Source organism: Planktothrix tepida PCC 9214, assembly GCF_900009145.1.
In the GTDB taxonomy this organism is placed as follows: domain Bacteria; phylum Cyanobacteriota; class Cyanobacteriia; order Cyanobacteriales; family Microcoleaceae; genus Planktothrix; species Planktothrix tepida.
In genome coordinates this window covers 1-11,486 of sequence record NZ_LN889807.1, presented here as the reverse complement: position 1 = coordinate 11,486, position 11,486 = coordinate 1, and the positions used below count along the sequence as shown (strand labels likewise).

The window sequence follows — 11,486 nt, the reverse complement described above, 5'->3', positions numbered from 1 at the left end:
GATTTAAAACTTTTGCAAAGTTTACCCCAGACAGAAGTTACATTTTTAGCCGAACCGAAAAAACATGAAATAAATGATCAACTTTGGGGACAAGCTTGGGATATTATCTTTTTTGCCGGACATAGTGAAACAGAAGGAGAAACCGGACGAATTTATATTAATTCGCAAGACAGTATCCCAATTGAAGAGTTATGGTATGGCTTAAAAAAAGCANCCTTGTTAAACGACGATTAGCCGGACAAAGTTGGGAAGATATTTCTAAAGAATTAGGGTTAAAAATACCAACCCTATCTAGTTTCTACCAACGAGCTATTCAAAAATTTGCTGTTGAAATTAAACAGAATGTAGAAAACTAATCCCTTAATCGTTAAACTCTATTCACCCTAATTATAACTTATGAATTCTCCCTTAACAATTCCCTTAACTCTTAAAGACCGTCATCTTGCTCAACGCTTTAAAAATCAGCAACCCAACCCTCAAAAAGCTGACCAAGTATATTATCAAACCTTAGCCGTTTTAGCGGTAAATTATTACTGTCAATGGCTAGGAATCGAAACTGATTTAGATTCCGATGACAGTTGGAATCCGATTGTTAAACTTTTATCTAATTCTGCCGATTTAACTCTAAAAAACATCGGAAAAATAGAATGTTTACCCCTATTACCTGAAGATAACTGTGTTAAAGTTACTCCAGAAGCTTTAGCCGATAGAATTGGATATATTGTTGTGCAACTCAGCGATGATTTTCGACAAGGGAATTTATTAGGATTTGTACCTTCTGTTTCCTCTGGAGAGTTGAAAATTGAAGAATTGCGATCGCTTTTAGAATGGATTGATTATCTGGAGAGTTTAAAGGAAAAACCGATTTTAAGCCATTGGTTACAAGGAATCTTTACTGCGAGTTGGGAAGCGGTAGAACAGATTGAATCTCTGCTAGAATCTCTACAAGAACAACCCGCCTTTAACTTCAGACATCGTTTAACCCATTCATCCCCTTCCCTCAAAATTGAACGCGCTAAATTATTAAACTTAGAACGCCAAGGAGAACAAGTTGCCTTATTTGTTGGTTTAAATCCTGTCAGTTCCTCAGAAATTGATATTTCTGTACAATTATATCCCCAAATCTCTCAACTTTATTTACCTCAAGATTTGCAAATGATGATTCTTGATGAAACAGGAAAAAGCGTCATGCAATCCGAAGCAGGAGGAAGTGAAAACCTACAATTTAATTTTCGAGGAGAACAGGGAGAACACTTTAGTATTAAGATTGTTTTAGGAGATGTGAGTATTATTCAAGGTTTCGTGGTTTAATAGGATTGAGTGTCGTGCTTGGGTAAGTAAAATTTAGTGGGAAAAGCAACATGGCTAGAATTGCTATTCTCGAATTTAATGGTGATTGGGATATTCTCGGCTTTAAAGTTATTTTAGAAGTTCGGGAAGAAACGGGTCGTCTTGTTTTAGAGAAGCAGGGTTATCTGCCTCCTAATTCTGAATTGTTCCAGCATTTACAACTCCACTGGAATGATAAATATCGTAGCTTAGGTTCTCCAGCCAGAATTAAACCACAAAGTATTATTCGTCTGGGTTCAATTAATCAACGAATTAAAGCTTGTAAAACTTCTGCGGATGAATTGCGATCGCATCTGAAAACTTGGCTCAATTCTGATACATTTCGCCCCTTAGATCAACGACTTCGAGAAGAATGCCAACGAGATGAAGAAATTCGGATATTAATTCGGACTTCAGATCTCACGTTAAAAAAACTACCCTTGCATTTGTGGGATTTTTTTGAGAGTTATTCCAATGCTGAATTAGCGATTAGTCCCTTAGAATTAGAACCCGTTAGTAGAAATCAAAATTTATCTTCTAAATCTCCCTTAAAGATTTTAGCAATTTTAGGTCATCAAGACGGGATTGATTTACAAGCCGATTNCGTTATTCCTTGTTGAAAAATCTAGGTTGGGCGCGGTGGAAACAGGGGCGCGATAGTGAAGCTTTAAACATTTTAGAAACCGCTAAGGAACTGAACCCTCAGCGCGCCACCGCCTATTGTTTGATAGCCCAGGTTAAAGATGAACGGGGAGACAGGTTAGGAGCTTTGCCGTTTTGGAAAAGCTGTTTAAACTTAGCTCAACCGGAGTCTCCCGATGATGACTCTTGGATTGGATTAGCTCAAAAACGCTTAAGCACTACCCAAATTTCCCCTTAGTGAGGACATGGAATAATTCGACCGTCTGTATCTTTACATTGGGAGGTTTGAGAAGTATTATTCTTTTGAGAAGAGGTTTGAGCGATCGCTAAGGAATGTTGCATGAACAAGATGGATGTCAGCAACAAGACGGTTACGGGTTTCCATTGCATAAACTCGGCTCTCCTTTAGTTGAGGAAAAGCGAGTAGGCCCTACTGCTTTTGGATATCTATAAATCGTTATGCTGCTGGGTTTTTATGCGATTATCTGTTCTCAATGTATGAAAATTTGGTTCGATTTAGACTAATTTTTCGTTTTTTAAATTAACTAATATTCANAGTTCAACGAGGATTAAAACTAGCGATTTTTAATTCCTGTGATGGCTTGGGATTAGCTGAAAAACTCGACGATTTGAATATTCCTCAAATGATTGTTATGCGGGAATTAGTTCCCGATTTAGTTGCCCAAGCTTTTTTGAAGTATTTCCTCATGGCAATCACCAAAGGAGAACNCAATATCCATTCCAGCGCTGGTCAGAGGGAGCAAAGGTTAAGTTCGGGTCAATGTTAACAACGGCGTAGTCCCCGGCAACAAATAAGCGGGGGTCGTCGAGACTGGCTTCTTCGGCGAGCAGTAAGGCAGCTTCTTTGGGAGTCCGAGCCGCACCTGTGGCAATTAAATCTAAGATTTGTTTTTGTTGTTTTCGAGGCAGTTTCAGTAAGGAATAAGCCGCTTGAATACTGACGGTGTTGAGAATTGAACGCCAAGCATCAGCCCATTCTTCGTTTCCGGCTTTGATTTCCCAGTCAATTTGAGCCACGACTTTGGCAGCTTTAGTATAGGTGACACCGGAACCCAAACCGACCTTAGCAGCCACTAAATCACGGGTGGTTCCCTTGCGACCTTCTGAAAATATATCCATAAGGTCTCCGGGTTCATCAATCTTGATTCCGGCTTCCTGGCGTTGTTTGGCGCGGGCTGATTCGATTTCTTTCCAAGAGTTGGCTTCTCGAACTTTTTGTTCCCGGGTTTTGGGTCGGGCGAGATTTTCACTCAGGAGGGCTTCGAGTTCTGACAGTCGGTTGGGAAAGGCTCTAATTTCAACGGGAATGGTGTTCCACTTTAATTGTAGGGCAGCTTGCCAGCGTCGATGACCACTGACAATTATCTGTTTAGGGGTGATGAGAATGGGGTTAATCCAATTGGACAATTGAATTTGTTCGACCAATTCCTCGATGTTCATCCGACCATAGATTTTCAGGTAGCGAGGATGGGGTTTGAGGGTTTTGGGGTCTACGGTTGTGACAGTGGAGTGGGTATCGGGTAGAGCGGGCAAGCGGGATAGTTTGTTGACAGTAGTATACTTGCCATTTTAAGCGATCGCTTCACTGAACGAAATGAATCAAACCGAACATGGTGGAAGATTTTCTAACTCCCCAGGTGCAATTACTAAAATTCCCGCGTTGACAAATCCAGAAAGATCACGAGTGATAATCGCATCTACTTGATTTGCTATTCCACAAGCACACTGCACTGCATCCTCAAAATCTTGAAAATTCAATGCAATCGCTTGTTCTAAAATTCCTTTATCGACCGCACAAATCTGTAAGTCTGTCAGAATTTGCGCTATTGCATCTTGTGCAGCTATCTTACCAGATGCTTTACGAATAATGTAATAAATGTTAGTAATTGTTAGGGCTGAAATAAACCCTTCTAGTTCTCCTGCATCAATTTTCGCAAACAGTTGGGCTGCATCTTCTACGAAAGGTTCTCGCTCTTGTAAAAAATCAAGAACAACATTGGTGTCAATTAAAACTCGCATTACTGATATTTTTGGGTAAGATAGTTAATATAATCTGTTTCGGCATCTTCACTGGATGTTTCTGTATTTTTTGCAATTCCTCGTAGTCGAGAAAGATTGCCCTTTTTCAATTTAAAACTGGTTTCTCGCTGCAATGACTCTAACAGAGTTTGTACTAATTGCCAGCGATCGCTAATGGGTAACTGTAATGCCTGCTTTTGCAATTCTTGTAAATTCATTATCATTTTTTGCCGATCCGTATCACTTTTAATTATAAATTAGGTAAGGATTGGGAGGCAATGGACTAACTGATATTTTTTTGAAAATTTGCCCTAATTAAAATAGGATCATCTTGATGACTCGATCAACTTGCACCCCCACAAGTTTTCATTTCCCCGAAAATTCCTGAATTATTAGCTTTACATCGTGTGTGTTCGGGTAGTATTTTGAGTGTTGTTAAGTATCCCATTCTAGCAACATCGCCGATTAACGCTGATCTTTTTTACCAACTTACAGGCTATTTACAAACTTCTTGTTAAGGGCACGTATTAAAACTAAACTAGAGTTTAAGGAAAATCACCCAATCTGTTCATGGCTTCAAATCGTTATCCGANCCTTTAGGCAACTAGGTTTTTAGACAGGTTATTTACCTTTCCTGTTATCCGAAATGGTAGCACGATTGGATGTCAATAGACAACCCAATATAAAGCCCTCCTAGAAGGACAGGGTTTTAAACCCATTTTTCTGATAACAATTCTTTCGGGGTTAGGCATTTTCTAAATCAGATAGTAGTTCTTTTTCTGTCAGGTCAATCATGGGGATACCATAATCTTTTAATTTGAGGAGAAATGTAACTCTATCTACCCCAATTAACGCGGCTGCCATTCCAGAAGAAAGTCGTTTGAGTTCAAATAGTTTAACTGCCATTGCCCATTTCGCTTCTTGTTCAAATTGTTCTTTTGTTTGTTGGAGGGCATCGGGGAAGGTTTCTGGGTAGTCGATTTTAAGTTGATAAGGCATAGGGGAATAATTGTTTTTTTTGTGTTTCTCTGACTCTGATCTTATTCAATAGGGGTTTCAATCATGATTTGTCTAATTTGTTTGAGGATTCGCATAATGTCATAAAGTTGATTGCGATGGGGAAGTAATAGGGAGAAAATATTAGATAAATCGTAGTTCGGGTTAGGTTGATTTAAAAGTTTAATAAATTGGAATTCATCACCGTTTGTGATTAATCCATAGACCGGGCGTTCTGGGTTGGGGTTTGCTATTAAGTAAGTGAGGGCTTGGGGGAGGGCTACAGAAAAGGCAATTGTTGATTTAGATTCTACAACTAATACCCAGAGTTGCTGTTGAATAATCAGGGTGTCGATGCGTCCTCTGAGGATTTCGTCTCTGTCTTCTAGGAATAGTTCAACTTCGGGTTCTGTGGTGACGAAAAAGGGTTCGTCGTATAAACCAGCTAGGGTTAATAAGGGAGAAATAACTAAGTGATTGATGGTTCCTTCGGCTAAGGAACCGCGTTTGCGATGACGAATAAATCGATTTCTAATTTGGTCTAGGGTGGCTGTTTCCGAGTCGGTTAGTTCGGGTAAGTTTTCATTCCATTCAGGAAAGAATTGTGCGTTTTCTGTAGGACGGAGATTAAATCTTTCTTCCAGGTTGTCTAAGCTGGTGATGGTTTTTGAGATAGGTTTTGTCAGTACCATAATTGCTCTGATTTTGTGAGGGTTAGTAATTGGTAGAGCGCGTCGGTGTAATATCTATATTATATGAGGTTAAGCAGCGATTTCTCCGGTGTTGATATAGTTAAATTCCCAAAATTTCTCGGAGTGTTCCCTGGGAACTTTCGTTAATTTTCCGTCGCCCACTTTCAACCAGTTTAACCCAACTAACACTCTTACCAATTTTAGATGCTAAATAAGCTTGAGTCCAGCCTTGAGATTGGCGCATCTGCTTAACCATTTCTCCAGTGAGTGCTGGGTATGGTTCAGGTTGAACATCAGTTTGGGAGTCAATGATTTCTACCTGTTCTAGTTTTTGAGTTGGATTTGATTGTTTAGATACTTTTGGGGATTTTGGGGGAAGAGCTTTTCTTTTTTTGCGCTCAAAGACTTTCATCGCTGATTCAATCTTTAGTGGGGCTGTTACAATTACCACACTATTGAGCCATGTATCAAAAAATCCTTTAGGTAAGGACTGTTCTAAAGGTGCTGTTTCAATAGGATCTAACTTGTTGGTTTTTTCATCGGGTAATTCAGCCCAAGCGGGTAGTAAAACTTTAGGAAATGATGGGGCAAACTTGAACTTGAATCCGATTTCTGTCAAGGCTTCTAACGCTTCGTAAAACTGCTTGAAAAAGCGGGAGCGATATTGTTTTTTCTGACGAACTTCTTCAATTTTTTCTTGCGACAAAATCCCTCTAAGTAAGCTTTCAATACGGTAAGTTCCTTTGGGATGAAAACGGCGATTTTGAACTAAATATAATGCTAAAGCAGAGGCAAGGTTGTGTTTATAATGATTAAGTTTGAAGATATCCGAGTTGACAAACCCATATTGATAAAGGGCTTTTTTTGATTGTTCATCTTGTTTATTGAGGAATTTTTCAGTCCATGCCCCAGGCATGACTCGAATGACGACTTCGATTAACTCTCCCGTTTCCTGAAATAAATCCGGTTGATAAAACTCTTCTACATAAAGAATTGTCCAAATTGGGCTAGTGTGCCGAATACATAAATTAAGTTCCCCTTCATACCAATGAATTTTCGCTCCCAAAGTACCAACAATCCAGGCTAAGTCAGCAACAGCTTTGAGTTTTGCAGATTTATTCATTCGATGGGTTTGATGTAACCCCAAACTCTTAATTAAATCAGTTCCCCGCAAATCAAATGGATCTTTCCAAGGTTGCTCTTGACGGGCGGCGTAGGCAGCAAATAAAACGTGAAGTCGGGCGGCCATAACTCCATATCGTTCAAGAATTTCTGGCTCGGCTTGTTCAGTAATAAACTCCGGCTGCTGCTTTTGATTGTTGAGAATAAAGAATTCAACAAATCGACCCTTGCCAAATTCTTTTGAGAAATATAAACTACCCTCGTTATATTTCTCCCAATCTGGCGGTTTGAGGTAAGCTTGAGTTGCGCTAATCACAGGAGCTCCTGTTGCCATCATTTCTATATCCTTGTTTACGAACAATGGCAGTTCTGTTAACGGTAGGTTGATGGCTTTGCGGGTACGTTTCCTGACCACAGGAGTTTGTGGACAGTTCAGCCCGAAAATTTCTAGCTGTATGGCATCAACCTTAGCATTTGTATTATCTATATTAGTTCCCACTTGCTGTAATTAAAGAATGTTTTTAAAATTTGGCTTTCTATACACCTTAGTTAGGCTTGATCTGGGGTTCTTGTATGCAGAATAGAGAGTTCAGTTTTGTCTTGATGCTTTATTCCTCCCCACCCAATTCGACTGACTCTGAGCCATCTGAGCCAATTCAGGATGCAGATGCAGGTTGGCACCGATGAGATGTTTGACCCACGTTGCTGGATCTAAACCAACAGTGGCGGCAATTTCTTCCAATTGAGTTTGCCACTCGACCGGAAGTAACACGGAAAGGACAAAAGTTGTTTTTTTCTGGAGAGGCGAGGATAAAGTCAGGTCTGTCCATTCACTACAGTTCTGACCTCGTTCTTCCCCCGATTTGTCTACTAGGTCGAGAAGACCCAACTTGTAGCAGTAAATACTGTGGTTATTGATTTGTTCCCCTCGGTGTCCGCAGTTCCAACAGGAAGGCGTTAATGGCAATGATTTGGTTTCAGACTGTTGATTAGCTAGACGAATAGCAGTGGTAATATTCTTAACTTTGCCTGTTTTGAGCATTTGGGCGATCGCTTCTCTCGTGCTTTGAGGCTTGATCGCTAATTTATAGGCAGCATCTATACTTTTATCTAAAGCGGTTCGCAATGTTGATGCCGATGAAAGGTTTCCCTCACGAGCTTCTGAGTCAATCAGGTCTACCACTTTTCGTCCTTTGGCATAGGATTTACCCGAAAGGCTAATACGAGAGCCAATAGCATCACGAGACTTGCCAAATTTTGTTCGTGGTGAACATGGTGGAAAATTTTCCACCATGTTCCCTAAGTCTGTTCGAGTTCCTTTGCGAGACGTAGCTTTTTCCGCTTCAATGCTTTCCCAAGCCATCCCCTCTCGAATTCGCATCTCTAGGGTTTTTTCACGGGTGACATTTTCTAACAGCAGTGCTTCTAAAATGGCTACTTCATCTGTAAACTCTTGGATTTCCACCGGGGCTGTTAGCCATCCAAGTTGTTGAAGTGCTTTCCTGCGCCGATGACCAGAAACGATGACATAATCCTTCGTCACCACCAGTGGTTTGACCCATTGGCTGATTTCAATTGATTTTGCCAAAGAAGAGACATCCTCATGCTCACCGTAGATTTTGATATTCAATGGGTGAGGGGTTAGAATGTCTATAGATACTTCTTGCCTGAAAACCTCTGACTTTGACATTTAAAGTGACATTTAGAAGATGATGTCATTCTAAATTGACATTTATAAAATGTCAAATTTGGATTGTATACTGGTCTGTTGTAATCGTCGTTTTGGGTTAGTAAAGGGAACCAAGAATGCTGCTGGAGACTACACCTAAAGAAAAGTTAGCGAGTTTAGTTAGAGAACTGCGGGGTAATAAAAGCCAACGCAGCTTTGCGAAGCTTTTGGGTGTGAGTTACTATGCCGTGCAAACTTGGGAAAAGCAAGCAGTGTGGCCAGATGATGAGAATTTGGAAAAGTTGGCTAAGTTAAAAGGATGGACTAAAGAGCAACTTCAGCTATATCTACATATTTCTCAAGTAGCATCCTCAACCTCACTCAACAATAGCTCTATTGGCCACAGTCAAGCTTGGAATGTAAAACCTACAGATTCAACTCAACCTTTGGGTTTATCGATTGCAGATTTGCTAGAGGAAGTCAGAGCTTTGCCATTTGAAGCGGCGGTTCAAGTGGCTCAAGTTGCACTACAAACGATAGAAGCTAAACGCTCTTTGGTGAGTTCTGAACATTGATGTTACATCATTTCTTTTCCCACAAGTTTTTGTTCCATTGATTCGATACATAATCATCAGGTGATTAAGGAAATATTAGTAAATTCCTACTAAGCCAGTAACGTTACCTTCCACATCCAGCAAAGGAATCTTAGTAGTATTAACTAAAGGACGTTGACCATCAGCTTGAAGTTGAGTTTCGACAATTCCATACTCAGGCGCATTATTATTGATAATTCGAGCATCACACTGGCGAAACCAATTGGCTTCTTCTTTCCTCCAAGGTAAGTCATAATCCGTTTTTCCTACAATCTGTTCTGGAGTTTCTATTCCGGCTAAACGGGCAAAATTCTGATTACAACCTAGATAGACAGAATTCCGATCTTTCCAAAAAATGTTTTGGGGAATATGGTTAATAATAAGCTGTAAGATTTGCCAGGATTGATAGAAATTTTCTAGGTTATAAGTAAGTCGCAAAGGATTGGGAATTTGAAGGACTTTTTTAGGTTCTCTTGAAGTAGCTACTTTCGCAATTCTATGTTCAAAAGATTCAGCAGCTAGAGCTTTAAGACAAGCAATGGCGCAACTAGATTGACGCTCGGCAAAATATTCCCAAATAATCAAACAGTCTCTCAAACTAATGGTGTTGCTACTCGCTAATTGTTGAGATTCTCTTGGAGAGATTAGAGTAGGATATTGGCTTTCAAGAATATACTGAGTTAGCTGTACCCCTGTGAAACCTTGGTTGTGTAATTTAGTTCGAGTTTTTGACCTACATTTGTTTAACCATTGGGGGGGTACTCCGATTAATGCTAAAGCCGAGGTAATCTCGATTCGGTATTCTCGTTGACCATCTGGTTGAGCCAGTGCTAGAACCCGAAGTAAGGGTTTATCGGTTAGGATATTTAAGTTGTATACGGCTTTTAAAATCAGAAAAGGCTGATTAGGCCAAGGACAAAAAGGTCGTTGTTCCACTTCTGCTAAATATTCTTTAATTGCCCTCCATCCTAAAAAAGCTTGGATGGTTTTAGGGTTAGAGAAATCAACGTGTTTCCAGTAATCAGCAACGCTAGCTAGAGGAACAAGAGTACCCGATAGTGAGTTTTTAAATCGCACTGGAATTTGAGGTAAGTTAGCCTTTAAAACAAATTCTTTAGCCGCATTTTTGTTCTGACAAACCTTGAGAGCCATTTGTCTGTAGGACATAGCAATTGAGCCATCGGGTAATTGATAGGCGTTAGCTGAAAAATCTTTCCATTTCCAAGTTATAAGTTTAACGTGGACTCGGTATGTAGGTTGAGCCTCAAATTTGGGGCTTTGAGATGGTATATACATAGGATTACTAAATTGAAATTTTACACAACAAAAGAGCAGGCACACTTGAAAGTTTGAGGATTAAAAAATGAATAGTGACGCAGTGAACTGGGTTGTTATTAGTAATTACCATTTTTTATTACTTTATTGTTAATTTAGCTCTACCTTTAGATAGATTATTAAATAACTTTTATTTATAAAAATAAAAATATAGAAATAAAATATAAAGACTCAGGTTAAGATAACCCCTTGACCTAATTAAGGTGGGATCTTGTAACCGGATTTTGAATTGGATTTTAGATGCAGAAAAAAACTCCTGGCTAAAATAAATCCAACCTTATACAAACCTAATATTTTTGATGCTAGAATTCTTGCGTCTAAAGGTCAGGCTCTAGTAAGTTCGGTGTCTTCTTGGGAAGCGGAGGGGGTTTCACCTGAAGTTGAGATGACGATAACGGTATAACGGGTTCCGTTCTATTGGTGGTAATAAGGGATTGAGGTAGGCTGGTTTGAGAACTCAAAGGCGGGGAAGACTTAGAGTTTAGTTTTTGCTGCCATTGCTGTTGTTGTGCTTTTCGTTTTTGTTGGAGACGAAGTTGTAGCTCAATTGCCCTTAATGTATAACTTTCACCTAATTGATAGCCAGCAAAGTGAATTCCATTAAGTTCATATCGAATTCCCTGGGAAGTCAGATTTGATACAACTCCCCTCGACTGAAAGGCTTTTGTTAGTTCCGCAGTGGAGGTAGTCTCTATAACAGCTTCATCAACAGCTTGTTGGAGAAGCTGCCGAACAGAAGGTTGGGGCTGTTGAATACGGGGATGATCTACAGCCAGAAATTCTGCCGTTTCCCGTGCTAAACGTTGAACTTGCCCTTTGGAATTACTGCGTTTAGCAACTTCCCAAGAACAAGGCACAGAAGTTAAACCATAGCATTTCTCCAAATGTCGCAGTACCTTCTCAGTTTTAGGGTAGTCCCACCAGACATTAGCGACTTCTCCTGTACTGCTAACTAAATTAATGACTAAATGGACATGGGGACGCATAGAACCATCGGGGTAAGTGGCATCCCTATGAAGTACCGCAATATATTGATGCTCTGCTAGATGGCGTTGCTTTAATAAATCC

Annotated in this window: 13 protein-coding genes; 3 read left to right on the top strand and 10 right to left on the bottom strand. The window is 39.9% G+C overall.

Translation table 11 applies throughout. The annotated features are described in order from the left end of the window. The first annotated feature begins 396 nt into the window (after positions 1-396). Both PL9214_RS19750 and PL9214_RS19740 read left to right on the top strand, forming a co-directional pair. The gene (locus tag PL9214_RS19750) at positions 397-1,311 is read left to right on the top strand and encodes a DUF1822 family protein (protein ID WP_072720492.1); all 915 of its coding nucleotides are present in this window, start codon (positions 397-399) and stop codon (positions 1,309-1,311) included. A 631-nt stretch (positions 1,312-1,942) separates the two neighbouring features. After that, positions 1,943-2,209, top strand: coding sequence for a hypothetical protein (locus tag PL9214_RS19740; protein WP_139295118.1), 267 nt, complete (start codon positions 1,943-1,945; stop codon positions 2,207-2,209). On the opposite strand, the gene PL9214_RS31425 is transcribed toward PL9214_RS19740, so the two are convergent. The 8 genes from PL9214_RS31425 to PL9214_RS19700 all read right to left on the bottom strand — a co-directional run bounded on the left by PL9214_RS31425 (position 2,206) and on the right by PL9214_RS19700 (position 8,511). Continuing rightward, positions 2,206-2,361 carry a hypothetical protein gene (locus PL9214_RS31425; RefSeq protein WP_186440413.1) on the bottom strand — a complete coding sequence of 52 codons (156 nt, stop codon included), beginning with the start codon at positions 2,359-2,361 and terminating at the stop codon, positions 2,206-2,208. The genes PL9214_RS19740 and PL9214_RS31425 overlap by 4 nt on opposite strands. Before the next feature lie 324 nt (positions 2,362-2,685). Continuing rightward, on the bottom strand, positions 2,686-3,525 hold the full coding sequence (locus PL9214_RS19730; protein ID WP_072720488.1) for a ParB/RepB/Spo0J family partition protein: 840 nt from the start codon (positions 3,523-3,525) through the stop codon (positions 2,686-2,688). A 66-nt stretch (positions 3,526-3,591) separates the two neighbouring features. Then, on the bottom strand, positions 3,592-4,011 hold the full coding sequence (locus PL9214_RS19725; RefSeq protein ID WP_072720487.1) for a type II toxin-antitoxin system VapC family toxin: 420 nt from the start codon (positions 4,009-4,011) through the stop codon (positions 3,592-3,594). Then, complete coding sequence (locus PL9214_RS19720) at positions 4,011-4,235, bottom strand: hypothetical protein (protein ID WP_245824304.1); 225 nt, start codon at positions 4,233-4,235, stop codon at positions 4,011-4,013. Before PL9214_RS19720 ends, PL9214_RS19725 begins: the two co-directional genes overlap by 1 nt. A gap of 520 nt (positions 4,236-4,755) precedes the next feature. Beyond that, positions 4,756-5,010: a UPF0175 family protein gene (locus PL9214_RS19715; RefSeq protein ID WP_072720485.1), complete on the bottom strand. Its 255-nt coding sequence runs from the start codon at positions 5,008-5,010 to the stop codon at positions 4,756-4,758. Between the two features lie 41 nt (positions 5,011-5,051). Continuing rightward, positions 5,052-5,699: a type I restriction endonuclease subunit R gene (locus PL9214_RS19710; RefSeq protein ID WP_072720484.1), complete on the bottom strand. Its 648-nt coding sequence runs from the start codon at positions 5,697-5,699 to the stop codon at positions 5,052-5,054. Positions 5,700-5,799: 100 nt separating this feature from the next. After that, on the bottom strand, positions 5,800-7,158 hold the full coding sequence (locus PL9214_RS19705) for a helix-turn-helix domain-containing protein (protein WP_245824303.1): 1,359 nt from the start codon (positions 7,156-7,158) through the stop codon (positions 5,800-5,802). A gap of 252 nt (positions 7,159-7,410) precedes the next feature. Next, positions 7,411-8,511 carry a ParB/RepB/Spo0J family partition protein gene (locus PL9214_RS19700; RefSeq protein WP_072720482.1) on the bottom strand — a complete coding sequence of 367 codons (1,101 nt, stop codon included), beginning with the start codon at positions 8,509-8,511 and terminating at the stop codon, positions 7,411-7,413. Between the two features lie 116 nt (positions 8,512-8,627). Between PL9214_RS19700 and PL9214_RS19695 the strand changes: the two genes are divergently transcribed. Continuing rightward, a complete protein-coding gene (locus tag PL9214_RS19695) occupies positions 8,628-9,065 on the top strand; it encodes a helix-turn-helix domain-containing protein (protein WP_072720481.1) in 438 nt (145 codons plus the stop codon). Positions 9,066-9,140: 75 nt separating this feature from the next. Here PL9214_RS19695 and PL9214_RS19690 read toward each other — a convergent pair whose 3' ends face one another. Beyond that, complete coding sequence (locus tag PL9214_RS19690; protein WP_072720480.1) at positions 9,141-10,379, bottom strand: PAS domain-containing protein; 1,239 nt, start codon at positions 10,377-10,379, stop codon at positions 9,141-9,143. A 356-nt stretch (positions 10,380-10,735) separates the two neighbouring features. Next, a partial coding sequence (locus tag PL9214_RS19685) for a relaxase/mobilization nuclease domain-containing protein (protein WP_186440411.1) occupies positions 10,736-11,486 on the bottom strand: 751 nt, incomplete at its 5' end.

What these genes read in the sequence shown, in the direction of transcription:
- PL9214_RS19750 (WP_072720492.1), top strand. Translation starts at nt 397, where the DNA reads ATGAATTCTCCCTTAACAATTCCCTTAACTCTTAAAGACCGTCATCTT.
- PL9214_RS19725 (WP_072720487.1), bottom strand. Translation starts at nt 4,011, where the DNA reads ATGCGAGTTTTAATTGACACCAATGTTGTTCTTGATTTTTTACAAGAG.
- PL9214_RS19720 (WP_245824304.1), bottom strand. Translation starts at nt 4,235, where the DNA reads ATGATAATGAATTTACAAGAATTGCAAAAGCAGGCATTACAGTTACCC.
- PL9214_RS19705 (WP_245824303.1), bottom strand. Translation starts at nt 7,158, where the DNA reads ATGATGGCAACAGGAGCTCCTGTGATTAGCGCAACTCAAGCTTACCTC.
- PL9214_RS31425 (WP_186440413.1), bottom strand. Translation starts at nt 2,361, where the DNA reads ATGCAATGGAAACCCGTAACCGTCTTGTTGCTGACATCCATCTTGTTC.
- PL9214_RS19695 (WP_072720481.1), top strand. Translation starts at nt 8,628, where the DNA reads ATGCTGCTGGAGACTACACCTAAAGAAAAGTTAGCGAGTTTAGTTAGA.
- PL9214_RS19710 (WP_072720484.1), bottom strand. Translation starts at nt 5,699, where the DNA reads ATGGTACTGACAAAACCTATCTCAAAAACCATCACCAGCTTAGACAAC.
- PL9214_RS19690 (WP_072720480.1), bottom strand. Translation starts at nt 10,379, where the DNA reads ATGTATATACCATCTCAAAGCCCCAAATTTGAGGCTCAACCTACATAC.
- PL9214_RS19715 (WP_072720485.1), bottom strand. Translation starts at nt 5,010, where the DNA reads ATGCCTTATCAACTTAAAATCGACTACCCAGAAACCTTCCCCGATGCC.
- PL9214_RS19700 (WP_072720482.1), bottom strand. Translation starts at nt 8,511, where the DNA reads ATGTCAAAGTCAGAGGTTTTCAGGCAAGAAGTATCTATAGACATTCTA.